This is a genomic window from Klebsiella sp. HMSC16C06, assembly GCF_001808325.1.
GTDB lineage: Bacteria > Pseudomonadota > Gammaproteobacteria > Enterobacterales > Enterobacteriaceae > Klebsiella > Klebsiella variicola.
Genome location: NZ_KV793019.1, coordinates 14773 through 40184 on the forward strand (window position 1 = coordinate 14773; position 25412 = coordinate 40184).

At 51.5% G+C, this 25412-nt stretch carries 31 protein-coding genes and 2 pseudogenes; all 33 read right to left on the bottom strand.

Annotated elements, in window-relative coordinates; all coding sequences use genetic code 11:
* Positions 1 to 57 precede the first annotated feature (57 nt).
* The 33 genes and pseudogenes from HMPREF3142_RS29585 to traE all read right to left on the bottom strand — a co-directional run bounded on the left by HMPREF3142_RS29585 (position 58) and on the right by traE (position 25399).
* Positions 58 to 750, bottom strand: a complete 693-nt coding sequence (locus HMPREF3142_RS29585; RefSeq protein WP_172971311.1) for a hypothetical protein — start codon at positions 748 to 750, stop codon at positions 58 to 60.
* A gap of 192 nt (positions 751 to 942) precedes the next feature.
* On the bottom strand, positions 943 to 1674 hold the full coding sequence (gene traT / locus HMPREF3142_RS22480; RefSeq protein ID WP_004152629.1) for a conjugal transfer complement resistance protein TraT: 732 nt from the start codon (positions 1672 to 1674) through the stop codon (positions 943 to 945).
* A gap of 190 nt (positions 1675 to 1864) precedes the next feature.
* Positions 1865 to 2395 carry a conjugal transfer protein TraS gene (locus tag HMPREF3142_RS22485; RefSeq protein WP_077270072.1) on the bottom strand — a complete coding sequence of 177 codons (531 nt, stop codon included), beginning with the start codon at positions 2393 to 2395 and terminating at the stop codon, positions 1865 to 1867.
* A 2-nt stretch (positions 2396 to 2397) separates the two neighbouring features.
* Entirely contained in the window at positions 2398 to 5241 is a 2844-nt protein-coding gene (gene traG / locus HMPREF3142_RS22490) for a conjugal transfer mating-pair stabilization protein TraG (RefSeq protein ID WP_070612650.1), read from the bottom strand.
* A complete protein-coding gene (gene traH, locus HMPREF3142_RS22495) occupies positions 5241 to 6620 on the bottom strand; it encodes a conjugal transfer pilus assembly protein TraH (RefSeq protein ID WP_072198238.1) in 1380 nt (459 codons plus the stop codon). The genes traG and traH overlap by 1 nt, the downstream gene beginning before the upstream one ends.
* Positions 6598 to 7041 (bottom strand): F-type conjugal transfer protein TrbF, encoded by a 444-nt coding sequence (gene trbF, locus HMPREF3142_RS22500; protein ID WP_070612652.1) that lies wholly within the window; start codon positions 7039 to 7041, stop codon positions 6598 to 6600. The genes traH and trbF overlap by 23 nt, the downstream gene beginning before the upstream one ends.
* Positions 7042 to 7086: 45 nt before the next feature.
* Complete coding sequence (gene trbB / locus HMPREF3142_RS22505) at positions 7087 to 7644, bottom strand: type-F conjugative transfer system pilin assembly thiol-disulfide isomerase TrbB (protein ID WP_070612654.1); 558 nt, start codon at positions 7642 to 7644, stop codon at positions 7087 to 7089.
* Entirely contained in the window at positions 7616 to 7855 is a 240-nt protein-coding gene (traQ, locus tag HMPREF3142_RS22510; RefSeq protein ID WP_009309875.1) for a type-F conjugative transfer system pilin chaperone TraQ, read from the bottom strand. The genes trbB and traQ overlap by 29 nt, the downstream gene beginning before the upstream one ends.
* A gap of 10 nt (positions 7856 to 7865) precedes the next feature.
* A complete protein-coding gene (gene traF / locus HMPREF3142_RS22515; RefSeq protein ID WP_070612656.1) occupies positions 7866 to 8618 on the bottom strand; it encodes a type-F conjugative transfer system pilin assembly protein TraF in 753 nt (250 codons plus the stop codon).
* Positions 8619 to 8638: 20 nt separating this feature from the next.
* On the bottom strand, positions 8639 to 8965 hold the full coding sequence (locus tag HMPREF3142_RS22520; protein WP_020323521.1) for a hypothetical protein: 327 nt from the start codon (positions 8963 to 8965) through the stop codon (positions 8639 to 8641).
* Positions 8966 to 8975: 10 nt separating this feature from the next.
* Complete coding sequence (locus tag HMPREF3142_RS22525; protein WP_070612658.1) at positions 8976 to 9203, bottom strand: conjugal transfer protein TrbE; 228 nt, start codon at positions 9201 to 9203, stop codon at positions 8976 to 8978.
* Positions 9193 to 9474, bottom strand: a complete 282-nt coding sequence (locus HMPREF3142_RS22530) for a hypothetical protein (RefSeq protein ID WP_022644736.1) — start codon at positions 9472 to 9474, stop codon at positions 9193 to 9195. Before HMPREF3142_RS22530 ends, HMPREF3142_RS22525 begins: the two co-directional genes overlap by 11 nt.
* Before the next feature lie 32 nt (positions 9475 to 9506).
* Positions 9507 to 11462, bottom strand: a complete 1956-nt coding sequence (traN, locus tag HMPREF3142_RS22535; protein WP_042939088.1) for a type-F conjugative transfer system mating-pair stabilization protein TraN — start codon at positions 11460 to 11462, stop codon at positions 9507 to 9509.
* A 58-nt stretch (positions 11463 to 11520) separates the two neighbouring features.
* Complete coding sequence (trbC, locus tag HMPREF3142_RS22540) at positions 11521 to 12168, bottom strand: type-F conjugative transfer system pilin assembly protein TrbC (protein WP_042946323.1); 648 nt, start codon at positions 12166 to 12168, stop codon at positions 11521 to 11523.
* A gap of 144 nt (positions 12169 to 12312) precedes the next feature.
* On the bottom strand, positions 12313 to 12915 hold the full coding sequence (locus HMPREF3142_RS22545) for a hypothetical protein (protein WP_022631520.1): 603 nt from the start codon (positions 12913 to 12915) through the stop codon (positions 12313 to 12315).
* Between the two features lie 720 nt (positions 12916 to 13635).
* On the bottom strand, positions 13636 to 14184 hold the full coding sequence (locus HMPREF3142_RS22555) for a hypothetical protein (RefSeq protein ID WP_022631518.1): 549 nt from the start codon (positions 14182 to 14184) through the stop codon (positions 13636 to 13638).
* Positions 14185 to 14198: 14 nt separating this feature from the next.
* Positions 14199 to 15182 (bottom strand): conjugal transfer pilus assembly protein TraU, encoded by a 984-nt coding sequence (gene traU / locus HMPREF3142_RS22560; RefSeq protein ID WP_223176982.1) that lies wholly within the window; start codon positions 15180 to 15182, stop codon positions 14199 to 14201.
* 19 nt (positions 15183 to 15201) lie between these two features.
* A complete protein-coding gene (gene traW, locus HMPREF3142_RS22565; protein ID WP_070612662.1) occupies positions 15202 to 15828 on the bottom strand; it encodes a type-F conjugative transfer system protein TraW in 627 nt (208 codons plus the stop codon).
* Positions 15828 to 16217: a type-F conjugative transfer system protein TrbI gene (gene trbI / locus HMPREF3142_RS22570; RefSeq protein ID WP_042939105.1), complete on the bottom strand. Its 390-nt coding sequence runs from the start codon at positions 16215 to 16217 to the stop codon at positions 15828 to 15830. Before trbI ends, traW begins: the two co-directional genes overlap by 1 nt.
* Positions 16217 to 18856, bottom strand: a complete 2640-nt coding sequence (gene traC / locus HMPREF3142_RS22575; RefSeq protein WP_070612664.1) for a type IV secretion system protein TraC — start codon at positions 18854 to 18856, stop codon at positions 16217 to 16219. The genes trbI and traC overlap by 1 nt, the downstream gene beginning before the upstream one ends.
* Positions 18857 to 18927: 71 nt before the next feature.
* Positions 18928 to 19326: a hypothetical protein gene (locus HMPREF3142_RS22580; RefSeq protein ID WP_172437982.1), complete on the bottom strand. Its 399-nt coding sequence runs from the start codon at positions 19324 to 19326 to the stop codon at positions 18928 to 18930.
* A gap of 7 nt (positions 19327 to 19333) precedes the next feature.
* Complete coding sequence (locus HMPREF3142_RS22585; RefSeq protein WP_042939113.1) at positions 19334 to 19624, bottom strand: hypothetical protein; 291 nt, start codon at positions 19622 to 19624, stop codon at positions 19334 to 19336.
* Positions 19621 to 20025, bottom strand: a complete 405-nt coding sequence (locus HMPREF3142_RS22590) for a hypothetical protein (protein WP_042939116.1) — start codon at positions 20023 to 20025, stop codon at positions 19621 to 19623. The genes HMPREF3142_RS22585 and HMPREF3142_RS22590 overlap by 4 nt, the downstream gene beginning before the upstream one ends.
* A gap of 66 nt (positions 20026 to 20091) precedes the next feature.
* A complete protein-coding gene (locus HMPREF3142_RS22595; RefSeq protein ID WP_042939118.1) occupies positions 20092 to 20403 on the bottom strand; it encodes a hypothetical protein in 312 nt (103 codons plus the stop codon).
* Positions 20404 to 20622 carry a hypothetical protein gene (locus HMPREF3142_RS22600; RefSeq protein WP_070612668.1) on the bottom strand — a complete coding sequence of 73 codons (219 nt, stop codon included), beginning with the start codon at positions 20620 to 20622 and terminating at the stop codon, positions 20404 to 20406.
* A 23-nt stretch (positions 20623 to 20645) separates the two neighbouring features.
* The gene (locus HMPREF3142_RS22605) at positions 20646 to 20930 is read right to left on the bottom strand and encodes a hypothetical protein (RefSeq protein ID WP_070612685.1); all 285 of its coding nucleotides are present in this window, start codon (positions 20928 to 20930) and stop codon (positions 20646 to 20648) included.
* 4 nt (positions 20931 to 20934) lie between these two features.
* Positions 20935 to 21346, bottom strand: a pseudogene (locus HMPREF3142_RS29155) (hypothetical protein).
* Positions 21347 to 21477: 131 nt separating this feature from the next.
* Complete coding sequence (gene traV, locus HMPREF3142_RS22615) at positions 21478 to 22062, bottom strand: type IV conjugative transfer system lipoprotein TraV (RefSeq protein ID WP_070612671.1); 585 nt, start codon at positions 22060 to 22062, stop codon at positions 21478 to 21480.
* 19 nt (positions 22063 to 22081) lie between these two features.
* Positions 22082 to 22237 (bottom strand): hypothetical protein, encoded by a 156-nt coding sequence (locus HMPREF3142_RS29590; protein WP_153650536.1) that lies wholly within the window; start codon positions 22235 to 22237, stop codon positions 22082 to 22084.
* Positions 22238 to 22269: 32 nt separating this feature from the next.
* A pseudogene (gene traP / locus HMPREF3142_RS22625) lies at positions 22270 to 22689 on the bottom strand (conjugal transfer pilus-stabilizing protein TraP); the annotation flags it as partial.
* Positions 22682 to 24106 carry an F-type conjugal transfer pilus assembly protein TraB gene (gene traB, locus HMPREF3142_RS22630; protein ID WP_070612674.1) on the bottom strand — a complete coding sequence of 475 codons (1425 nt, stop codon included), beginning with the start codon at positions 24104 to 24106 and terminating at the stop codon, positions 22682 to 22684. The gene traB and the pseudogene traP, both read right to left, overlap by 8 nt.
* Positions 24106 to 24846, bottom strand: coding sequence for a type-F conjugative transfer system secretin TraK (gene traK, locus HMPREF3142_RS22635; protein WP_060598874.1), 741 nt, complete (start codon positions 24844 to 24846; stop codon positions 24106 to 24108). The genes traB and traK overlap by 1 nt, the downstream gene beginning before the upstream one ends.
* Positions 24833 to 25399 (bottom strand): type IV conjugative transfer system protein TraE, encoded by a 567-nt coding sequence (gene traE, locus HMPREF3142_RS22640; protein WP_020804842.1) that lies wholly within the window; start codon positions 25397 to 25399, stop codon positions 24833 to 24835. The genes traK and traE overlap by 14 nt, the downstream gene beginning before the upstream one ends.
* Positions 25400 to 25412 lie beyond the last annotated feature (13 nt).

The following is a 25412-nucleotide window of genomic DNA, read 5'->3' on the forward strand; positions in this document are numbered from 1 at the left end:
GAAAACAGGATTACAGTCATGCCCGGATCCATTGATGGCCAGGCCGGATACTGACTGTTATTCAGTGGTGATACAGAAGGTATAGCCCTCAGAGCCCAGGCAATGTCCGCCTTTAATATACGGCTTCGCCACCTGCCGCCCGGCCTCATCGACCAGGGCATGCAGTGTGGATGGCGATGTTTCAGCCGTGTACTGCAGGCAGACGCAGAAATACTTCACGGGATGTTTAATGATATCCGGACGTTCAAACCAGCCTGCCCCCGGGAAAAGCCGGGTACTGCAGAGCCTGTCAGAAGGAAACTGAGTCTGCACGGACCAGGCAAACACGTCGTCAGTGCTGTCGCGGCGATTGACGCCGGGGATATACAAATCTTCAGCTTCGCGCACAACACGGGAGGCGAGAGAGGACAGGACAGAATCATCCGTGCTGGCCGGGCCTTCCACACATATGGAAAGATGGAAATATTCCGGTTTGCTCTGCGCTTCTGGCTTTGCATCGGGAATAACTGACACCGTGCCTCGCTTACGTCCCGCGGAAGACGTCATTAATTTTCGAAAAAAGACACCTGCGATGAAAACAAGGACGAGAATAACCAACGCGCTGCAAAAATACATGATGTGGTCACTGAAGAGAGAACAGACCTCGCGGTGTGACAGGGAATAAGTCACCCCCACAGCAGGATGCGGATAAATATCGCCAGGCACCAGTTCATGTGTATCAACAGACCTGACAGGTTCAGATATTGTCATAAATAACCTCTGATAAAATAAAGTCAAAAAGACTCCGCCGAAGGCGGCAACGCCTCACAGATGCACAAATAAATTGCGCAACTGTTCACCGTTTAGATGTGGAATTAACTGATTCTTTGACGAATGAATTTTGACACGCCAGAAAGGTGATGCCAGTCTGGCCCGGAGTGCCCGGGCCGAGGAGTAGAAAACCTACAGAATATTTGCGATCGATTTTGCCAGCTGGTCTTCAAGAACAGGCTGGGCTTCAGGGAACTTGAGGTTAACTTTATTAGCGTTCGAGACGACGCGAGTCTGGTATTTGTGCTGATTACCTGTTTCCGTACTTGTCTGCACTTTTGCGCCCGATGTTCCCTGACGTAATACGGCCACGTTATCAGTCTGAACCTGAGTTTTGGTTCTTTCCGCGATCTGAACATCGGTGATCATGGTGTAGTTCACATCTTCCACCATCGCGTCAGCCGCCATTCCGACCAGACCGGCTGCAAGCCCTACTCCCAGGGTTGCTCCCGCGGAACTGGAGTTGTAAGCGGTAATCCCCGCCCCAAGAGCGGCGCCAGTCACAGCGCCCTCATAACCCCGGCTTAACCAGCCCTGAGACTCACGAAGGTCCATTTTATCGGCCTTGAGCACATTAGCCTGGATCCAGTAGCCCGCCGTATCCGGGTTACTGACGACCTGATATCCCTTTGAAGTGACGGCGCTGGCAATTTTTGCCTGCAGGCCACTCATATCCTTATCAGAGGTATTTTTGATTTGCAGATAAACCGTCTTATTATTTGAAGGTTCCAGCCAGATTGTTTCGCTCATCTGGGTTTTTACTTCCAGATTTCTCTTTTTAATAGCGGTTCCCATTGCACTACATCCAGATAACACCAGCGCAGAGCTGACGACCATCACAGCCATGACTTTATTAAGCTTCATCCTGAATCCTTGTGACATAATCAATACGAGTGAATACACATTCTCTTATGATTTCGGAATGCGCATTCACTATATACGAATTTTAAGCGAGATGTAAAAAAACAATTACAACCTAGACAGCCAATAATAACCAAAAGAAACTTTTAGTCTGTTAACAAACCACCATAATTGATAGGTTGCCTCCGGTTGATTATCCCCCCAACTTTTCTGCGCGGAAAGAGTTTATCGCAGATGAGAGTACCGAAAGTTGATATCGGCCAAAATCAATATTCATAACAAACCACACAAAAATCGTCGTAATAAGAACCATGAACGCAAAAGGAAATGGAGAGGCATAATACACCCTATTAAATAGCGCAAGCGCTAGAATTAAAGCCATATACACAAGTGCATAGACCATTACTTTTCTAGATATAAACCGATATACCTGCGAGCGCATTCTATAAAATCTGGGAACAGATAAAAAAAGTGAACGCGCACTTGCCACTCCAAGCAGAATCATAAGGCTTATAACGCCGGGGAACACCAACACCCAAAATATGAATTTAACAGACAAATACCCGCCCCCCACACTAATTATGGCGCAAACCATATTCCAGGCAGCAAGAATTACCCCTGGCCATAGACATGACCAAAAAGATGGCATCTCCATTTCACCTCGTGAAAGCATATTTTTCAACTGTTCTACTTCTTCAATGAGGATTTTATTTGTCATCATCATTTTCATCTTTTCCCATCAAGAAAATCCTTTTGCGTTTTCGCTGCTTTTTCCTCTAACTCAGCCGGAGAGTCAGCCCCTGGTAAAGAATTTACCTTACTCTTTCTTTCATTATAATCACCTTTAAACTCATTTGCTTTTGTTTTATGGCTCTTTTCCATTTCAGCATTCTCATTTTTCACATCTACGCCTTGCCGTTGTATGTTTTCGCGGGTTTCCTGATGCTGTTGTTTATTTTCTGTAATCATCCCATCCACTTTCTGACCCACATTATCCTTAATACCCGCATCTTGTGTCATAGCATCGATACGACCGGCATTATGTCCGTAGTCGGCCATTACCGAACCATTGTCACCACCGCCTGACACCCCAGCCATATTCTGTCCGATGCTTTCGCGCCCCTGTTGATACGCAGCATCAACCCTGGGCTCTACCTGCTCTTTGACGAATTCACGCGCCAGGGCTTCACGCTGCGCGGCAATTTCAGGAGAACTGGTATTGGTCAGAATGGCTTCTGCATTCTGCGGAGAACGTTGCTGGACAAAGTGAGCAAACTGCTGAGTCAGGTTTTCGTTCATCTGGCCGCTCATGCTCTCTGTCCGGGAGGCCATCTCACTGTACTCATGGCTGCGGGTCCGGCTGTTCGTGTACTGGTCATAGCTGTTTTTGGCACTGGAAAGTGATGCAGCAAACTGGTCGATACGCGAACTGGCATTATTATCGGTAATATTGCCCGAAGTGGTGGTTTTGCGGCTGGTAAAGTAATCCGAAGCTTCTTTAAAGTCTTTCGCCGCCTGACTGCTGGTATCATGCCGGCTGTCATTCGATTCCCGACCGGAAGTGCCAACGTTATCTGTATTACCTGAGCTGTGCCCCCAGCCTGCACTTCCTTTACCACCAACTTCAGCAGAAAAACCACTGCCCCACTTTCCTAACTTGCCAAACAGTTGATCCCCTGAACTCCATTTACCAGATACATGTGCATCAAATGATTGAGTTCTTTTCGATGAATCATCCATCAACTGCTGGAAAGACTCCTCATTACTGATGTTGTTGGCTTTCGCATTAGCAACAACCGCATTCCACATCTTGCTTCTGGCCATCGAATCCTGCGAAGACTCGGTAGTATCGGCCCCGGTCGTTGTTGATGTGCTGTTCCCTTTATTGGTGCCAAATTGCTGCAGACTATTCCAGGCACTTGTCACGCTGCTGTTATAGCCATGCAGCGCGCTTTCGGCCTGGACATCAGCCTCACGGGCCATCTGCTGGTTGGCACTGGCCAGTTGCCGGCTGACATTGATATCAACCGGTAGCTTAGAACTGCGCGCATCCCAGATAGTCGTCCCGTCCCCGGTCTTCGTCTCCGTGCCTCCATTCGCCAGCTGCCGCGACATCTGTCCGAAACTCGTTGTGCTGTTGGTACCCCAGCTGTAGCCGCTGACGTTCTCCATCTGCATGTTGGCAAACGAGTAATTCCCGTCCACCACGCCGGATGCCGCCTGCGATGTTGCACCAAGCCCGGAAGAAGAAAAATGGCTGTAGGCACTGGAGAAGGCGGCTCCCATGCTCTTCACGATCCCCCACGACAAAGGCGGTATCATCACGGCAATATAACCCGCGGTGGTTGCAATATCCGAGTTTTTGAGCTGAACCTGCGACAACTCAGAGAGAACGACCGGTACGCCATTTTGCTTCGCATAGTAGGCCATTGCGCTGTTCAGGATGGCGAACAGCAATGGCCACGTCTGCAGCCAGATAAGCGCAAACACATACCCCTTAAGCACCTGCAGCGTCATCATGTTAAACATGGCGGCCATCACCATGATCGGGAACATCCCAATCATTAACCCCATAATGACGGTCTGCGTCAGCGGAAGTGCGCGAAGCGCCTGATGCCCCATTGTGGCCTGAGCCAGCCGCTGCTTTTCAAGAGATGAGGTGTTAGCGATATTGACCAGACTGGCGGTATCACCGCTGCGGGCTGCATAACTCTGGATCCCGCTGCGCAGGGCGTTCATCGTGACGTTCTGGCGGATAATCTGCCCGGCGCTCTGTCCCGAGCTGTAGAAGTAATTGTAGCTGTCGCCAATCATCTGGCTGAACAGCAGATCGGGATTAGGTTTGCCGCCAAACAGCTGACGAACATAGTAGTTCCAGGTTTTACCGCCTGTCTGGGTATCCAGCGCAAGAGCCGATTTCAGATCCCGTGAGGCCTCCTCGCATGTCTGGAACTGGTTGTTTTTATCAAACACGCCACGCAGTGGACTCGGGTTTGCAAAAATCAGGGTGTACGGGTCAGGTGAATTCAGTAATTCCTCAAAAGTGTACTTATGATTGAGAAAAATATCGCCCATCACACAGTTTTGTACGTAATCGGAAAACAGCGTCGTAATCTGAGGATTTTGTGATAAAAAATCCGTACTTTTCGCGACCAGATTACTGCCAAATAACATCCCCGTTTTACTGTACGTGACACTGTCCGGCAGCGCGAAGACCATCTCATAACTCTGGATAAGCGCGTTTCCCACCCGCGTTGTCAGCGACGCCGGAATAGCCAGACCAATAGGTACATTATCGACTTCATAGACCTGCGCAACGTTACTGTAATCGATGATCTGCACAGGGGTGCGAATGACAACCAGCATAGAGACCAGGGTGAGGGAAAAGACCCAGCCCAAAAGGTCCATCACGTTGTGTTTTTTTACCCAGTTCCCCGCCACAATGAGTACCGAGATGGCGATACACATCTTTTCTATGGTCGACCATGTGCCGGTCCCCATAAACGCCGCAATCGCGTTCAGGTTGCCCCGTAACCAGTCACCGCCTGCAATGGCATATACCTCAAGCATTACTGATTCCCCCCAAAATGATAGTTATTCTGGTAGCGGGTCATCATGCGGGCAGAGACCTGCTGGCGCATGTAACTCATTTGTCTGTCCACCACGAGCAAGGCGTCCTGCTGAACCTGAACGCGGGACTGGAAAGCGGCAATCTGCACACTCGCCTGGTTGAGGTTTTCCATGATCATATCCATTGTCGACTGGGGATAATTACCGGTTGAGATCATCGCCCGGGCCTGCTGGATAAGTTCCTGAATGTACTGCAGCAGGATGTCGTAGCCGATATAGTCCGTCAGCTGGTAAATAAGTGAGTTAGATACCCCGAGCATCTGCGGATCGACCAGGTATTTGAACACCGGAATGGTGGTGCTGGAGATAAACCCTTTCTCCTGATCCGTCAGCTTTTCATCAGCCACCGCTTTATTCTGGATACTGCTTAACAAAGCGGAAATCTGGCTTTTCAGCGCCTTACTGGAGGTGATGGTCACGGTGGCATCAGCAACGACCTTAAGACACTTATCCGAATCATTGCAGTGATAGATTTTAGCCGTGCCGCCCTCCATCATGGCTTTAATCAGATCCTGGTCAGTGGTGCGTGCCGGCAGCGGGGTGATCTCACTGTTCTCACCAAAAATCAGCGTCCCGGTCAGGGTCATCACAAACTCTTTCAGCTCCTTATTGCCGTCAAAGAGCCGGTTTTTGGACAGGGCATCCCACATAATGTTGATGTTCTTCATCACACGCTCCTTGTCCTTATCGCTGGCTTTATCCTGCACTTTGTCCATCTGCCCCCCCACCGAACAGCCCTGACGGGAAGCCGCCCAGTCCGCAAAAATGTTGCTCTCGCCGGCAATGTCCTGGCAGACCTTTTGCTGCGCCACCTGGGTCCGTGGAAACAGACCGCCCACAATGCCCTGAGCGGCCTGGCAGGAGCTGAGGTTCATGCTGTTGATGTCGCTGGCCATCTTCTGCAGGAAGTCTTTGGCAGTTTTGATCTCCGGAACCGTGGTCTGCAGGGCAAGGTCAAAGAAGTAGCCCGCGGCGTTGGACATAATTTGTTTGCCGAAGCGCTGCAGCTGCTCGCTGTTGATAAATGAGAACGACCCCAGGTACGCATCGATGCCGCCGCAGCCGGCGTTAATATCCGGCAGGGTCATGCTGACCAGCTGGATCGTTTTCACCTGCGTTCTGGCATACAGCGAACCGCCGGAGGCGTAACCCGCCGCCTGTCCCTGCCAGACCTGCGGCTGGCTGGTATTGGACGCAAAGCCAAGCTTATTGAAGAATTGGTTCATGTCGCCATTCACGTCGGCGGCGGCACTAAATGACAGGCCAAGCGCGGCACCGCAGAAAAGTGACAGAAGTTTAATTCGCATCCTGTCCTCCATTACGCACAGCATTTTTTTTTACTCTGTCATTTCTCAGAATAAAAAGGGTCTTAAGGTGATAACTGAAAAAATTGCGGATCGCTAATGTCACTCCGGCAACAAAGAACCCCATCCCGACAGCCATCAGCGCATAAGGGATGGCGTACATCATAATATTCCACAGGTCTTTTACTCGCAGGTCACCGCTGGCTATCCAGTCAGCCACCCAGAGATTAAATAAAAATCTCATTATCCATAACAGCAGAGCACCTGCAGTGAGAAACACAATGAATAATTCCAGATAGATTTCCATACGCCTTTCCCGGTGGATAAATTCCGGCTTCAGTTGTTCTATTTTTTCTGCTGCTGTCTGCCCGGGTGCTTTTAAACTGGCTGGAAATAAAAACGCATACAGTCCCGTCGAACGTATATATTTGTTCATGGCTATTTTCCTTAATCACTTGCTAAGACCGGATATAACAGAGACTCAGTGCATCATCTGAAATACCGTATCCACTCTGGCCATAAAGCCCTGTGCATCCGTGGCACCCTGCAGGATCGGGTACGCTGCCAGGGTGTTCACGTTGACCAGAAACGTGGTCGGGGTGGCCACCGGGATATTGGGGAAAAAGGTCTGCATCACGTCAGGAGGCGCCGGCAGCGCCTCAGGAAACGCGTCATCACCCTGTCCGTCAATGGTGTAAGAGAACACGGAGAAGCCATACTGTCCGGCCAGTTGCTTCAGTACCGGGTCAAACTTATGACAGTAGGGACAGTGTCCCTGCATGAACAGCACCACTTTCCAGTCGCGCAGGTCCACCTGCTTTCCGTTGCTGAGTCGTAACCAGCGTGGCTGAGATGCCCCGCTCACCGCCTGGGGAGTGTCGCTCTGCGGGGAAGCCGTTTCAGTACCGGAGATTCCCCGCGGATCCCAGAGCGACTTCACCTCATCAAGCGTGCCCGCCTGTGCCAGTCCGGCCAGAGCAAGGGAAAGAGCCAGCGCCGCCAGCAGCGTCTTAGCGATGTTCTTCAGGCTGCTTTTCACAAGCTTTCTCCTCTTTTTCGGCTTCAGCAATGAGGGCGTTAAGAATGCGGTATCCCCCGAACACCACCATTCCCAGCCCGAAGATTTCCCCGGCCTGGACGGCCAGCTCAGGCTGCTTTCTGACAAGCCGGGCTATCAGGTGGAAAAACACGCCCACGGCCAGCACCCACATCCCGGTGATATCTAAATCCGGAAAACGAATATTTCGCATGACACACTCCTTAGAAATTCGGTTTAAAGTCGCTGGAGACATAGAGGAACTGTTTCGCCAGGTCGTCCTGACTGATAAAGCCGTAACTGAGAGGCTTCACCTGGCCACTTTTCGGGTTAACCAGCATCATCGCGGGGAAGAACTTCACGCCAAGCTGCTCTGCCTGGCCCTGGTCCTTACGGCTGTCGGGCAGCATGGGGTTAATCACTCCGTCAACCGACACCGGTATCACGCTCAGGCCATAGGTTTCGCGAAAATTTTTAATCACCTGGACCAGCTGGCCATCGATCGCTTCCCTGCCCCGGTAGAAGAACATCACACCGTAGTGCTGTGCGAGGGTGGAGATAGCCTGACGCTGTTCGGCATAATCAGCGGCGAGCTGGTTTTTTACCGTGCCGTTGTAGTGGCTGTACTGCAGGTTGTAATCGAGTTCGGGGTTTTCCAGCATGGCTTTCTTCGCGCTCATGGAGAACAGGCCAGCCTGCTGCGTCCAGTAGTTTTGAAGACGGAAGAACTTCACAAAAGCCGGCACCGAGGGATAAAGGATGGCTTCCGCTAATGCTTTTTTCGTTGCATGTTGCAGGACTGCCTGTTTCTCCAGGATATCCATTTGCGGCGGTGGTGCCGCTGGTGCGGCTGGCCTTTCCTCATCACGGGGCTTCAGTTTCTCGTTGTACCACTGCCAGCCCGCGTCTTTGGCGAAAGCCGGCATCAGGGCGCAGCAAAGGCACCCCGCCAGCATGGCGGCATGTATTGTTCGCATGGCAAATACCCTTTTATGAATTATTGCGACTGGCGTGACAGATGCTGATAGACACTGTATTTATCGAGCTGGCGCTGTATCTTTCCTGCATCATCACGGGCTTCAAAGCGGTAACCGCTGCAGTACAGAGGCAGATGATTTATCTGAAGGTCCACCCGCTCCCCGTCCCTGACCACCCACGCGGCCTGAGAAACAGTGTCGCACTGGATCCCCCAGGCCCGGTTGGTGGTCATAAATGCGTTAACCTGTCTGTCCCGCCACAGGCTGTACGACATAATGCTCACCAGAAAAACAACAAACACGCTGACAAACAGCACCACCATTCCATACGATTTTCTCTCTTCCATCCCTGCTCCTTTATTTTCCCTTCTGTAAAAGTCTGGTCAGCGCCGAAAAAAACAGATAATTCATAAGCCCGACACCGCCCATGCAGAGAATAAAGACCACACTCTCAACATAATCACCCCCCGATGTCCCTTTGACGGCATCCCAGGAGAAATAAATCACCGGAGATATGATAATTACCGTCAGCGTCAGTCTCAGAGAAAAATCGACGGCAGGATGTTTGTGAAAATTAACTTTCATTCTTTTCTCTCCCGTTATGAGTATTCTGTTTTACACCGTCAGCCTTGTGCAGCCCGATAACGTAGAAAATGAGTGATGCCGCCCCCATCCCCATCGACTCAGACCAGCCCCGGGCAGACAGTCCTGCAAACGCAACGGCAACAGCCGCCTGGCACGCCACGGCACCCAGGAATATCAGGAGCAGACTGCGGCCTGACATGAACAGGGCGATACAGGCCGGAATGAAAAGAAAGAGCACAAGCAAAACAACGACCATCAAGGACGCAGCCATTTAGTCACCTTTGATATGTTATTAATGGAGAGTTACTTTGCTGAAGACTGCGTGAGAAGTTCTTTAATACGCGCTTTTGTTTTTTCGGTCAGTTCGCTGTTATCCGGGATTTTCTGGTTATTGATTAAATCCTCCATGAAGTTTGTGAAATCCAGCTCGTTAAAATCAATCCCCTGGAGTTCCGCGACGGTAATGCCCCGACAGTCAGGACTGCTGGCGCCGCCAAAACCGATATGAAGCTGGCCGTTTCTGCCCTGCTGCTGAACGATCTGCGCCAGTTTTGAGTCGAACTGGCAATAGCTCCTTTTTTTCTCCAGGCAAATACCCAGAACCTTTTTAGAGCAGAACTCCCCGATACTGACCGTCAGCTTGTCTTTTTTCGCTTTGGCCAGCGCCTTTTCCTCGCTGCTGCAGCGTGCCAGCCCCACATCCTGGCCCCAGCCGCCGTCTTTGCAGCAGTTACTGAAGCCAGCCGCGAATTTTTTGCAGTATTTCGCTTTTCCGGTGAAGGCCCTGACATCCACCCCGTTCAGTGCCGCGACATCCTTCCCTGCAGCCGCCAGCGCTGCCAGCTCAGACACGGCCTGGCCAAAGTCGTTGCTCTTCCCGGACGTGGCTTTGTCACACTCCCCATCGAGGCAGAACACATCCCCGCCACAAACCATCTGTTTCCCGCTCGTCCTGGTTTCGCAGGAATACGTTGCATACTCATGCAGGCACGTGCCTTCCTCGCTGGAGAAGGCGCACTGGCGGGATGACAGGGTACAAGCCGTATTTTTCATCAGGCTTTCACAGGAGCCGTTGTCCGCCGGCTGCGTGAGCCAGGTATCCTTATATTTCCAGCAGGCTTCCGTGAACGAGTAATCCCTGCCTCCTAGGGTGATGGTTCGCGTTCCTCCCGGGCTGATACATTCCTCGCCCGTTTTTGTCCCTTCATCCTTACTGAACGGACAGCTTTCCACCCAGACGACTTCAGGTGCGTAGACGGTTTCGGTTTCCTCCATCACCAGGGTGACCGTGACCTGTACGGGTTTCTGGCTGGCCGATGATACGGTTCGTGATATTTTGCTTACAGCAAAGTTCTGCCCTGCAGTGACCACTTTGTCCACACCAAACGACTGATGAATCTTCGCCTTCCCGTCATAGGTATATTTCGTACAATGCGTGTTCTGGCCGCCTGAACATATCGATTCTGAACGTGGCCAGCTGATCACATCAATGGGGAACGTTCGTTCAAAGAGGGTCAGGCTTTCACTCACTGCACTCTTGCAGCTATCCCGCACCTTCCCTTCGGAATCGCATTCTTCAATCCAGGGGATCACCAGAGGCTCACCATCCACCGAGGCATTCAGAAGACGACCACTGGTCGGGATCGTCAGGTTGCCACTCCATTGCCGGGTACTCCGGGCATAATTCAGCGTCACCACCTGCTGATAGGTTCGGTTAACTTTCTGCGTGGTGGCGTTATCCTTCAGGGTCGCTTCCCGTGTGCAAAAATTTTCCACCTGCAGATCACGTTCGCAGGTATGGTTTGTGAACTCGCTGCGGTTCACAACCTGGGCGGTACAGGACTGTCCGGTATCACCGACAATGCTGTCGGCACGGGATTCGGTATCCTTTGCGGCCTGAATAAACGGCGCATCCTGAGATATCTGATCCGGTGGCCGGTTCGTGAACGACTCCGTAATCGTTTTGCCGGTATCCCCCTGGCTGAACTCCAGGGCTGAATCGCTTTTCAGGGAGCTGTCTCCGCTGGCAGTGACGCCGCCGTAGTATTTTGTCTGATCCGGGTTGGCGGTATACCCCGGCAGGTTTTGCTCACCACTGAAATTTTTCAGTGAGTTCAGACCATTGCCCTGCACCTGTTTCGCAAAATCCGAGCCGGCTTTATAGTCGCCTCCACTGTCAGCGCAGGCGGGGGATGCCAGCCAGATGAAGGTACCCAGGACAAAAAAATGCGCGGTCAGCACGGAAATAACCGTCTTCATTTCCACCCTCCCGCATCCCTCACCATTTCCGGTAACGCCATGAAGTACGGTTTATCTTTCATGGCTGGCTCCCGGCGGCATTTGAGGGCGCATCAAGCATCTGCCGGGCCACCTGTGCGCAGTCACCGGTTTGTGCGACTTTCTCCAGCGCCTGTTTGACGTGAATGTTACCGCGTACCACGTCATACCCGGCCTGACACCGTACCACCAGAGACGGCACACTCCGGATGCCGTACTGCGTGTACAGTGTCGGGTCGATCTGCACCCCGTCGGTGACACCGTCTTTCACCAGCTGCAGCACCGCGTCGGTGGTGGTCCTCATGTCGTTATTGACGAGCCCGCGCAGTGTCGCCGGAATGCCATACTGCCGGGTTTCGTGCAGCATCCGCTTCAGCCCCTCTTCAGGTATCGAGAAGGAGACAAAGTACAGCGCCCCTTCTGCCGGTTTTTCCTGATTCGCCGCTTTCTGCTGGCTGACCAGATTATCGATAAACTGGCGGTCAGATTTGGGCAGAGGATTGCGGCTGATTTGCGCCTCAAGCTCCTGCTGCAGCTGTTTATCCGGATGCTGGCGCAGTTGTTCGCTGAGGTTCTCCTGCTGTTTCAGCCACTGCTGGTCCCCGGGCGTATTAATATTGTCAGCGGCTGACGCCGTCGTGCAGAGCAGACTCAGCCCCCAGGCCAGCCCTCTAATCCTTTTATTCATATTATTCTCTTCTGTCGACAGTTATGTGGAAAATGATGCGTCAGGACAATATATAATTGCCAAAAACGCCAGACCGACGTCTGTAAATAGAAAAAGAGTAAGTTATTTTACAAAGCATACTTTCATGATAACGCTAAAAACCAGTTATTGAGGCGGTAAGTATTCGCAAAGAGCAGCAACAGTAAAAATGGTCACCCCCGAGAGAGAAAACACCACACCACCAACCCCAGACTCTTCTAATGCATATATTGAAATAGAAAATAAAATTATCGCAATACAATAAACACCATGCACAGCACCATTATTACCTGAGGCGAGATAAAGGACAGAACAAAAAGACAGTACTACACTGAGGAAGAGCACGGACAGCGTTTTAATATCCCGCCATCTCCACAGTAACCGGGGTGGTTCTTGTACTCTCTCAGGATATCCTGTTAACACAACAAGAAAGTATCTGACATCCCTGAGTCTGGCCATTTGCCTGTCCACCTCAGTGGTGTAGACAATGCTTTGCCGTTGCTGCCTGACACTTCGGAGGAACAAAAGAAGGCTTTCCTCAAAACAGTCGACTTCCAGGGCACATGGCAGACGTCCTTTAATCAGAGACGCCTGAATGTCAGAAAGCAACCCTTTGATATCGACGGGCAGAACAACCTGTCCATATGCCATCTGCGTTAACGCTTCACTGAGGTCATTAAAAACGGCCTTTATGTATTCAATATCCTTTTTTGTACTGATACCAGTCATGTAGACTCTCCGTTTGGGTGTATTTTACATTAAGGGATCCGTCCAGGAGGACAAAGATGCTTTATACCGTAGCGATCGTACTGTTTGGTTTCGCGTTCACTGCCAGGCTCAGGTTCAGATACCATCATTCTTTATTTCTGTTTCTTCAGCACACCCGCAACACTCAGGTTATTTTCGTCCTGCTTTTCAGTATTTATTTCATTTCTTTATTTTGCCACTTTTCTCCACAAAACTATTTTAATACCCCGTTATTCATTATTCTCTCAATTATATTTCCTTGCGTAGTGTTTTATATGACCTTTGCGAACCTGAGGTGCAAAGAGTCAGGGTTGCTACTAACCGCATTCAGGAACCTGAGGATAGATATTCAGCCAAAATATTTACCTGACGAAACCTCAAAGAAGGAATATGTCAGCGCACTGGTAAGACTGGTTGACAACATCGTTGTTCTTCAGGCATTACCTTTCCAGAAAATTTAATTTTCATCTCACCTGATAAGAGTGCAAGGTAAAAACTTTCTGAAGAAAGAATTCAGGAAGCGGAAAATACCCTGTTACTGCAAAGCTTACAAACTATGCTGGAGTGAAGTAGCAGTGCTGAACTTTCGCTATGGCGGTCGGACCCGCTTTTGTCTTTTCTCACACAAACTTCACACTAACGGGGTTAAAATCGGGCGCACGGGGCACGCATTTGCTATCAAAAAAAGGAGCATCAAAAATATCAATTCAGCATCACCAGAGGAATGAAACTGTACAACGACCAGTAAATGGCTACGCAGTCTTTGGCCCGGACAGCCACGCCAGTTAAACAGACAAGATATCCCCCCAGGATGACCGAGCTTATCCGTAAGTCGCAACCGACACCTACCGCAAGGGAGAAAATAAGGTACGCTGGCAGAATAAATAATCCGGCCAGCGAATATGCAGCACGGCTTGCTTCCCACTGGCGGTACCGCCAGGTTTCCTCTGTTTTCTCCAGTCTCCGTCTGAAGGCTTTCAGTCCTGTAATCCACAGGCTGAGATCCCTGACTTCTCTTAACGATTTACCGTAAATCCGCACCTGTCGATATCGTTCTGCCCGCAGGAGACAGACCGCATACTCAGCCAGTCGCGAAGAGGGGCATTTTCTGTTTAATAGTGTCATTCGCATGGTATCGAGCACTTCCTGTACCTCCCTGGCAGCCTCCGATCGTTGCAGGATATCATCGGCAATCATCTGACTGATATTGTGTAAGTCCTGCATCAAACAATCCAGATGCTTATGCTTCATGTTCTGCCTCCGGGTTACAAAAATACGCAGTTACGTTTACGCCACATCAGGTAGCCATAGTTCTTGCGGGAGTTGGGTGGATTTTTGCCGGCCTCCCAGCGCATCACGCTGCGTCCAAGCGGATGGCACTGACCACTGTCCGGATACATGTTTACCATCTGATAGCGCCAGCGTTCTTTCGGGATGATCGGGGAGGGATATTCGTAACAGACCGCCTTGTCCTTCCCGATACTCTCCATAATTTGACCCTGCCGGTGAAGCTTGAAGGCCATACGTTCACTGACCAGTACCGACGACTGCAGCGGGCTGGATTCATTACTGACCTGGCCGTTAAACGGGTAAAGTGAGCCGTGGCTTCCACCACACCAGAAGAGCACATCCAGCGGCATATGGAATGCACTGGCCAGCGCATCCGCTGCGCAGGCGCCCTGCGCGATGGGGTTGGCAAACAGGATGGCTTCCGGATTCAGGATGGTGGTGAGGCTGCTGTCCACCCAGGTCGGGTCAATCTCGGACAGATAGGCAATATCCATGTCTCCGCCTTCCAGACAGCCTGCCGACGTGATGATGTTCAGCCAGTACGTCAGCGGGTACTTGTACCAGTGAACGTGATAGAAGGCGCCGTTCACCTGCTTATCGTCCTTTCTCGCGGTTCCCATGCCGGTCTTGCCGAGATTGATACTGAAGCCCCCCAGATTGACCATGCAACCTGGCGAACGGCTGACGTCCGTCATGGCCATCGGCTCCCAGTACCCGATGGCCAGACCGGGGCGAACAAAAAGCGGTGGCGGCGCCGGACACAGCTGCAGGGGATTACCGGGATTGCTGGTATCAGGCAGGTCGCCTTTACCAACCTGCACGCTGCCGAGCGACAGAGGGAAGATGCAGCGCCAGCACACATCGGTGATCGGGTTAACAAACCGGCCCTCACAGGAGGGGTCAGCAGCCGCACTGAGGCTGTACCCCCACAACATCAGGGCACTCAGGAAAAGCGTCAGGGTTTTCACAGAAACATCCTTATTTTACAGGGAAGGTCTCAATATTCAGCCGTTCACCGGAGGGCGCCGGCGTGATCCGCGCCGGGACCGCCGTCAGGCCAAATCGCTTGCTCAGTACGCCGTTCTGGTCGAAATAGATCCGGCTGTCCAGCGCTGCGGAGGTGTCCGGGATACTGCCGCGCACCAGGATAATTTTGCTCATCAGGGTTTCCGGCACCTGACGCTTCATCCAGGCCAGCTGGTCGGCATCGTCACCATTGATGAAGTACAGGGTCTGGACAAACGGTACGGTTTTAAGCGGATTCACCACATCGCCCTTGCGGGCAAACACCCGCCCCTCATTGTCCTTCAGGTCTTCGGTCAGGCGGATGCTGGGATCAAACCAGCGCTGCTCGTATTTCTCCGCACGCTTAATGCCTTCCACCGGCGCCGGACGCTGACTGTTCTCGATAACCCGCTGCTTAAACGCATCCATCGTCTGGTCCCACTGGCCAGAGGATTGCAGCGACTGCAGACGCTGCGTGATGAGCTGCAGCATGTCCTGCTCCCGGACGGGCCATAAATCCCCCCAGGTACCGAGATCAGCCGCCTGAGTCAGCGGCGATAACAGACAGGCGGCGAGCAGACAGCCTTTCAGTTGTATCATTACTGTTCTCCCTTCATCCGGCGGGCAATGTCGTGCTGGATGTTGCGGGTCACATCGGGTGCGCCCTGAACCACGGCAGGTGAAACCAGAATGACCACATGATGCTGCTGCTGATACTCCGCCAGACTCTTTTCCAGCGCGTCGTTAAACCGATCAGAGAGCGCTTTTGACTGCGCCTCTGTCAGCTGCTTCTGGCTGACACTGTCCATAAAACTGTCGAGCGTTTTCTTCATATCAAAAGCCACCACCCGCGGCGTGGAGTACTCCAGAACCACGCGCGAGAGAAACGCGCTGGTTGCCAGGGCGAAAAGCACGAGAGCAACGATGACAGGTATCCGGCGAAAGGTATGAGAGGTCGTACTGACCGGTTGTTCGCTGTGGTTTTTCATCACTGTTTATCCTCCATGTCATTCACCGGTATTCGGGATTCAAGCTCAGCCATTTCTTCTTTAAAGTTGCGACACGCGAGGCCGTACACCGCATCGTGGATATCAACCCCCTCCTGCCGGCGCGCTTTCATGTACTCAAAATCCGGGCCTTTGGAGGAGTACATCGCCCGGCTGAGCGGGTCGACGAACAGGCGGTGCCAGGAGCAGTTCGCTTCCACCTGCAGCATAAAAGAGGAGAACCACTGCTCTTTGGCCGAGCCGAAACCGTTAATCATGTCTTTCTCCAGCTTGCTGAACTGGTCGGGGTACAGCTGGTTATACTTGGCAAATTCCTTCGCTGACTGTTTCAGAATGGCCTTGTACGAGGAGTTCCCCCAGGCAGCGCGTGCAGCGCTCGATGCGGTCGGGGAGTCGAAATCCACGATATTCTGGGTGATGGTGATATAGGCCCCGGTATGCCGGCGCGCCGTCCGGTAGCCCTTCTCGATAAAGGTCCCCACCTTTTCGTTTTTGAAGTCCAGCAGTCGCCAGCCTTCATCGATAACGTTGAGTTTTTTCAGGCTGCGCGGGGACTGGTACATCCGGTTTTCGATATAGATGATGAGCGAGAACATCACCGCGACCAGCAGGGACTGGCGCGACTCCAGCCCGCCCAGCTCAAGGACCACCATCCGGGCATCGTCGTGCAGGGACGGCTCATCAGAGTTGAAGTACTCCCCGTACAGCCCGTTCACCGTGTACTGGTCGAGCAGGATAATCATGTCATCAAGACGGCTGCGCACCCCCGGTGAGTCGGCGTATTCCTCACTGTCTTTCTCGCTCCGGAGAAAGGCCACCACATCATCGATACGCGCCTTGTTGCGCTTACTCAGCCAGGCCGCCCGGACCGCCTGCAGGAGAAGACCTTCGTGCACTTCATCCAGGTTGCCGTTGGGACTGGCCATCACCGACATCTGGTCGCGGATACGCTCGGCGGACAGGTAAAAGTTAGCGTCGTCGAGAATATTGGCGAACGGATTAAACTTCAGCGAGTCGCCGTCAAGATACACGCCGCCCATGTTTTCACACAGGGACTTGTAGCCGTCGCCCATGTCGAACACCCAGGCAAACCCGCCGGAGTCGAGCACGCTGCGAATGAGGGGCTGAATCAGACCGGTTTTGCCCGCCCCGGAGGTGCCGCAGACCGCCATGTTGAAATTGGTATTGTTCATTCCCTCGTAGAACAGGTCGATGAACGCCAGCTGGTTACGGTAGGTGGGCGCCAGGAGTCCTGCCGGCGCCAGCGGACTGTCAGCGACAATCGGCAGAAGGTTGGCCACCTGGAACGTCTCCGCCCGCTTCACCACACCTGCCGCCTGCAGCTCTTTGAACAGGCCTTCGCCGCATTTGAACGGCATCATGGCCAGAAAGTTACGCAGGTGATGGTAGCGGGCCGGGATAAGCTGGAAGCCACCCTTACGGTAACTGTTGAGCACCTGCTGCTCGGTAGCGAGAGAGGCCTCTGCGTTATCGGCGGTATACGTGGTGATGTTAAAGAAGTAGGACACCAGAGAGGTCTGGTTGGTCGCCAGTCGCTGGCGGATATCGCCCCACTCCTGCATTTCCTTTATCACGTTCGGAAAGTACTTCGCGTAGGAGGTTTTGCTTTTCTTCTCCACGTCCATGAATTTCAGGTTGGCTTCGTTCTGGGTCTTCACCTGGTCCTCCACCATCAGCGTCAGTGTGATGACAAAGGGGCAGGAGATGGAGAGCTCCGGGTTCAGCAGGTTGGCGTAGTTGTCCGCAGCGGTCCAGAGAAAGGCGATTTCCGGGTCACACTCCAGGTGATAGTTCGTCACCCGGGTCACGCACTCTTTCCCGTCCCGCCCCAGGCGGCCAATTTTCAGATGACCGGCAGTGACCTGCATGTCAAAGCTGTCATCCACGCACTGATAGTTCAGGTCCTGATACGGGTCCAGCTTGTACGGCACCCGGTACATCTCATGCGGATCCGGGTTAATCAGCTCCCGCATCAGTTCGATCATCCCGGCCGCATCGAGGATACGCGTCGGGATGTAAGCTCCGCCGAGCGATGCCCGTAACACTTTAATCTGATTCTCCAGCTCCACGATTTGCGTGGTGGAGTTCTTCTTCCGGGGCACGCAGCAGGAGATGTACACGCGGTAGTTTCGCAGCGTCAGGGGCAAATCCAGATTGTCCGGCAGGGGAAATTGTGTTTCCGCCGCCCGGAGATAGTAGGCGCGGGTGATGGCATTAAACTTTTTAGCCTGTTTACCGCTCCAGCGGAATTCACGCAGACCATAGTCGATATCATTGCCGACCAGTTTGCTGGAGACCAGATGAAAACTGACCGGGACGCCCCTGGGAAGTTTGCTGCGCAGTAAATGCTCCAGTGTGGCGACGATACTTTTATCCGCACCGGGTAAAGGACGCGCCTCAAACATAAAACCGACGGTTTTGTTATTAATGAACAGACCGGTCGTGGAATCATAATCCTTATAGGGCAGAATACGGCTGAACTGGGGGAAATTCATGCTGCCCAGCGTGTCATTGGCTTTCGCGGATTCGTCGGGCAGCTTCAGTGCTGACACCAGTGAATTCACAGCCTGGGTGACGGCATCGATAATGTTATTACTCATGCGGGCGTTCCTTTAAGAGCATTTCAAAATAACAAGGGTAATAAATGGCAAGAATAATATTCATGTCCGCCCTAGAAACTCCTTCTTATAATGGAAAACACAGGAATGAAAAACAATAAACACATGGAAGCAATAATCTGACCCGTAAAGATCGCATCCAACAACATCGCCCCTTTCCACAAACAAATAAGCAGAGTGATAAATAATAAAACCATATGAAAGAAAACAATCAGGAACAGAATGTTCGCTGAGAACTCCACATCACTCCCCCCCACCTCTAAGCAGAAAAAATAAAAAACACACAAACTACAGATGATAAAGACACCATCATGTCGAATACTCTGAAAGAAATCAGGAGAAAACTCTCCTGCCAGTCCATTGTACGTCAACCTGACTCCCAGATAGATGAGCCAGTAGACTGGAGGGATAAACAAAAATCCATACTTTCTAAAAAACAGCATCATATCCATCCCCTGATTATTTGCTTATAGCGTTCAGTGCGTTAAGTTGTTTATATTTCTCGTTACATTTAGCGGCAATTTTCTTCGCATCGCGAAGGGTTAATGGTCCCGGGCTATTACGGAGTGCCGTTCGAAAATCCTCACCGGCACAGGGTATTTCATGATAAATCATTAATAACTGTTCTTCAGTCGCTGTACCGTTATCTCTGTAATCATCGTAAACAAGATACAGCAGACCACCCAAAAAAAAGAGTGGAAAGGCCCAGTTAACAATGTTTTTAACCGCGCTCGCGACGTTTACTTTCATTTTTTATTCGCCTGGTATAATTCCCACTGATGGATATACGCATAATACCGCTCACCTGGCACATTAATGATGATGCCATCACAGTCCAGTTTATTAACAGGGCTGGTAAAAGCGCCTGTCGGTATGTTTACTTCAAGTGTATTGCAGTCGTTTTTCCAGTGTCTACCTGCTTCAAGTTCATCCATCGAAAATGAGTGAATGGAGATAACGAACATCCCGGAAAACCCAACCACCGCTATAAGCGCACAGTATATGAATGTATCGCCTCTGTTAACTCGAAGATTGAATTTTTCAGGGATGGCAACCATTGCCAGCGCACCGACCACACCAATAACAAAAAGAATCAGGCATATACCGTTAAGCCATGCAACGTTATGTCCGAGTATATAGTACGCTTTCACTTTCTTATTCCTTATGCTGCATACTTTCAAATAACGTGAGATTGTTAATACTGACCATCGGTCTTACTATTCACCTGCCCCCATCCGTTCAAAGAAATAAATCAAGACATAAAACATATAAAATATGACTGTGGCTGTAAAAAATCCCGTTATTACTGACAGCGTCAAATCAGGAGAACCGGCCCACATGTGTTTATCCATGAACACCATGAAAGAAAATAAAGCACTGAGACCTGTAAGCCCAAACAACATTAAAATACAGGCAAGCGTATCTCTTACAAAAACACCAATAATTACATAGCCGTAACCACAGATAATGATTGCCATTGCAAAAAAAAGTCGTACAAACCCATCAAAACTTAACTGGTATTCAGCCATTTACCCACCCTCATTCAATGTTTCCATCACGCTATTCAAAGGCTCGCGGGTTTTAATTTCAATGCACTCTCCCGTATTACTTCCGTAACCTCTGCCTCCACGTGCTTCGAGTATCCGTAGCATTTTTATGCAGACATCTGTATTAGGCATGGGAGAAACATTCCAAATCCCACCGCCACTACTCGGCGTCATCAGCACCAGAAAAATAAAGGCATGCATACTTTATTGCCTCTGTTTATATACTAACGAATGAATATCTCTTCGATTAACTCCTGTAAGGTAACCGGCTTATTCCCGCTTATCGCCTGTTCATACTCATCTGCACTGACATTTTCAATAACATCACCACACTGAAGCCGGTTTTGCGTGGGAGACAATAAACCTTTATCAATATTCTTCTCCAGCAAGCGGCAGTCATGAGTCCAGTGGTGTGCGAGCGCTTCTGGTACAGGGTCATTACTGAATACAAACAGCAAGAGATATACTGAAAATACAAAAGCAAGCAGCCATTTGAATAATTCATCCATCACGTTACTTACCCTCCGTGCTAAGTTTATTAACCTCTGCCTTATCCCTGTATCTCACATCCATATACCGTGTTACGCCATCCGGACAAGACCAGCCATCTTTCGCTTTAGCCAGAAACCCTGCCTGCTGCGCTTCAAATGCGGAGATTCTGCAGTTTTTCAGCGTATAGATGACATCCTGTTTTCTGGTTTGAATCTGTTTGTATGTTGACTCAGGCTCAAGAAAGGCAAACACTTCTGTTATCGCGACGACAATACACATTATCAGAATGATTGTCTTACCCCAACCATGACACAAACAACCTCTGTATAAAGAAAGACATAACTACGGCAGTGCCAACAATCAACATCAACATAAAAATATATGACGAATCTTCGCGCAAAAGCAGCCATAGATATTTCATTGAGTCAGTCATTTTTCAAATCCTTTCATTATTCGTTATCGAGGTTCATTTCACACGCTACCGCCCATCCCTTTCAACGCAGAGGGCACTCGTTATAATTCAGAAATGAAAACCTACTGCAGCGCCAGTAATGGCGCCGTAAATCAATTAAGGCGAGGTTGTCCCCACGCCGATGGTTTTACGACAAAAAGAACCGTTGCTGGCTGGTGATATACATCATCTGCATCCACATACGGCGCTATCCACAATGACGTTGTCTCCTCCCCTTTTCTTAATGGCCGGGGATAATTACCTGGCAGCGTTGATGGCGACGTAAACGTTGACGCCACAACTGGTAAAGACATTTTCACTACCGGCAAAGACTGGCTCCTTTTCTCGGTTTCGAAATATGCTGCCTCATTCTTTGCCGTTGGATTATTTAGGTACACTGCCCGTGCTCGATCTTTCTCCGCTGCCACTCTGGCCCGGTTCAGGTTAGGTTGAGGCGGCAACGGGTACGAATTAACTGACGTGGTTCTGAAATTACCCTCAGCCAGTTGTGGCAACCCGGCCGCAGCCGGCTTTGCGTCACTGCGTTCCTCTTTAAGCTTCGCTTTTTCATTTGCCTGCTCCATCGTCATACAGGTATCCGACGTCGTGGCATTACATTGAAATTCGGTCTCTGTGCCCGCACACCCGGTTAAGAGCAAAGCGCTGCCCAGAGGAATTAACAGCATTAATTCCTTCATATATTCACCCGTAATCTGTTTATTTTTTAAAAATCAATTTCCAGTCAGTCTTCCTGAATACTGCTTCTGCAAGATTATTAGCAGCCCTTACAAGCTCCTCATAAATTTTGGGGTCTAAATAATTTGCAGATTGAGGTACAGGCTTAGGCTCCTTTTTCTCCTGCTTCCTGTTCATTACGCAGGCCCCCCCCCTGACATCCTTCACCCGAGAAATCCCCTGCGGACAGGAGTCCTACGGAAAACCACAGCCATCCCGGTAAACACCACAGACATAAGCAGCCAGAGCCAGAGAATATTATGCGTATAGCTCTGGTCGATATATGCTGCATACCCTGCCGCATCCGTACTGACGGTGGTGCAGTCTTCCTGTAAAACCGGAGGCAGTGGTGCGTTCACCGCATCACCATTGAGTTCTTTCGGCCCGGTGCAGTCCTGAATGACATATCCCTCCTGCTGCACAGACTCTACGGTTTTCACCAGCGTCTGGCCGAACGTGTACGGTCCCGTCCGGAATACCAGAACAACCAGTAACATCATCATGGCCAGCGGATAGACCACCGCACACTTAACCAGCCAGTGAGCCCAGCGCAGTGCTGACAGAACAGCAGTAATGAGAGACTTAGCCATTATTTTCCCCCTGCGGCGCTGCGCCCGGAGAGAACTCCCGCGGATCAAGTTTGCCCAGCTTCTTCAGCATCTCGTCAGTATTGAATCCGTTCATACCGCCGCCTGACTGATGATGTGCATCAGCCTGCGGTGCTGGCTCCGCCTCCTGATTCTGAGCCTGCTGTTGCCCGTTCTTTTCCGCTTCCAGTTCCTCAATGGTTTTCAGCTGAAAACCATCCTGAAAGACCACGGTTACTTCATTGCCGGCACCAATCGGAATGACCGGGTGATACTGCTCGGCCCTTTTGATGTAGTACTCGCTCAGCGTCTGCGCAGCTTTAGATGCACCACCGCCGACGCCCATTTTCAGAACATCACCGGCGCCAACAGATGCGGTTGCCCCCAGGCCAACTGCCGGCTGTGAAGCCCGTTCCATGCCCTGACCAATCCCGTCAACAAAACCGGCGCCCCATGCCCAGCCGAGGATTTTGCCGTTGCGCATCACCACTTCACCTTTCACGCCGTTCTTGCCCATAAAGGACACATGCCCGGCTATCGGCTGGTCGATGGTTTTGTCGCCTTTGATGCAACTGATATTCCGGGTACGAACGATGGCGCGCTCACTGGAGACGTCCCCCCAGGCTTCGAGCCCCACAAAACACCCTGTCAGGTCGTAGGTTTTGCTGTTTGGCATTTCCACGCGACCGGTGATACGCAGCTGCATCGGTACAGTGGATTCATTCCCGGTAACAGACGCGTTGGCATCTGCCCCCTCGATAAGCATGCTTTTTGCAAAGCTCCCCGACGGAATGTACGGCAATGACTTCGCGTTCTTTCCTTTGTCGTAACTGAACGTTTTACGCTGTATCTGGTTTGGTACCGGCACAGACTGGTAGCTGACCTGCGGCGGCGGTGTCATACCATTCCCCGGATAGAATGCCGTCGGAGGCGGTACCGCGGCGCCGGTCTGCGGCGGATAACTGGCTGGCTGCGGCTCACCTTCCGGCCCGGGTGGCGGTGACGGAGGAGTCGGCGCGGGCTCGCCACCAGAGACAGCCGGTTTCACGCCCAGCGCCTTCAGCTGATTCTGCATGGCTTCATTGTCACTGCTGAGCTTGTCGATACGTATCTGGTCAGCGGTTCGCGCCTTACTCAGCAGGTCCACTTCCCCCTGCAGGGAGTCAAAACGCTTGTTGAGATCAGCGGCAGTCGCCTGCATTTCGGTGGTCGCGTGCTGCTCCACCTTACTGTTGAAGCTGCTGTCGACCACCCCGGTCATATCCGGCGCGGGTTCGCCCTGAGCCGGGGCTTCCTCATCAGAGCTCATGTTCAGATCTGACAGATACAGCCCGCCTCCGACTGCTGCTGCGCCGCCCGCCAGAATGAGTCCCAGCCAGATATATTGCTTACGTTTGATCAGCGTGTTGAAGTTGGCCATCAGCGCTTCACTCCTTCATCTGACGTCGTGACCCAGATCTGCATGCGACCACCGGCGGTCAGCAAGCCCGCCGGGGTACTGAACATGACGGCACGTGTTCCGGGCTGCCAGAAATCGCTTTCACGCACCATACGGGGCGACAGGGAGACATTGTCCAGACTGTAACGGACAACTTTCAGGTGATGACCGACCCAGACCCTGTCGGCAGTGGCGCGCAGACCAGCCGGCACCTGCAGCACTTCAGAAGTGACGGGGACAGACTGATACTCATCGGGTACGCTGCCCTGGCGCACGGCGCGATTCAGCGAAACCAGTAACGATTCATAGGGGTTCGACTCTTCCCAGGCTTTTGCCGGACCGGGTGTCCCCGCCAGCTCGCTGACCAGCTGAATTGTCCGGCCTGAGCCTGCACGGGGCACGGCACGAATGGAGAAGTTCAGCCCGCGTTCGGTTTCCACAATGAAGGTGAATGGTTTTTTACTGACGGTCGCCAGAATGGCGCCGCCGCTGTCGGTCTGCTCCTGGTTTGTCAGGCCACCGTCCAGGCTGTTTATCGCCGTGATGCGATCGCCAGGTACTGTGAACAGATTCGGATCGGTGTTACTCACGGCAATATTTGCCTGACCGCCATTGGTCAGGGGGACCACTGTCGGCGCCAGCGTACCGCTGAGGGTCGCGGACATCGCGGGGGCGACCAACAGCAGACAGCCTGAAATAAATAACGGGTTAATTTTTTTCATTATTTATTTCTCCAAAACGCGCCAGCCAGCTGACACCATCGACACGACTGAACTGAATGACATAGCTTTTAATTTCACTGTAGGGTTTGGAATCCCCAATCCACGTTTTCAGCTCACCCCGGATATCCACGCGGTTCTCTGCCGGCCAGGCACGGATCGACGTCATATAAAAGGTGGCATTAACGTTATTGTCTTTAATGCGTTTCGCATCTTCAGCCAGCTGGACCTTGAGGCTGTTCTGCGAGGCGGGTAATACATACCGGAGTAGCTGCTGATGCTGAGCATCAACCGTTTCCGGGGTGACATTCAGACGCAAGGCAACAAAGGACATGCCCAGCTGCTCAATATAAGAGGCGTCAGCCTGGTTCTGAGACACCGCAAAGGGGGCACTGAATAACATCGGTGTCACTGCCACTTTCTGTTCCGTCTGGAGACGGTAATTATTTATGCCCTGGATAATATTGGTCGCAAGACTGAGGGTCAGGAGTGTCCCCAGACTGATAAATCCCACAGCGATAACGCGGGTGGTATTTTGTCTGGCACCATGTTCCATATGTTATTTCCCC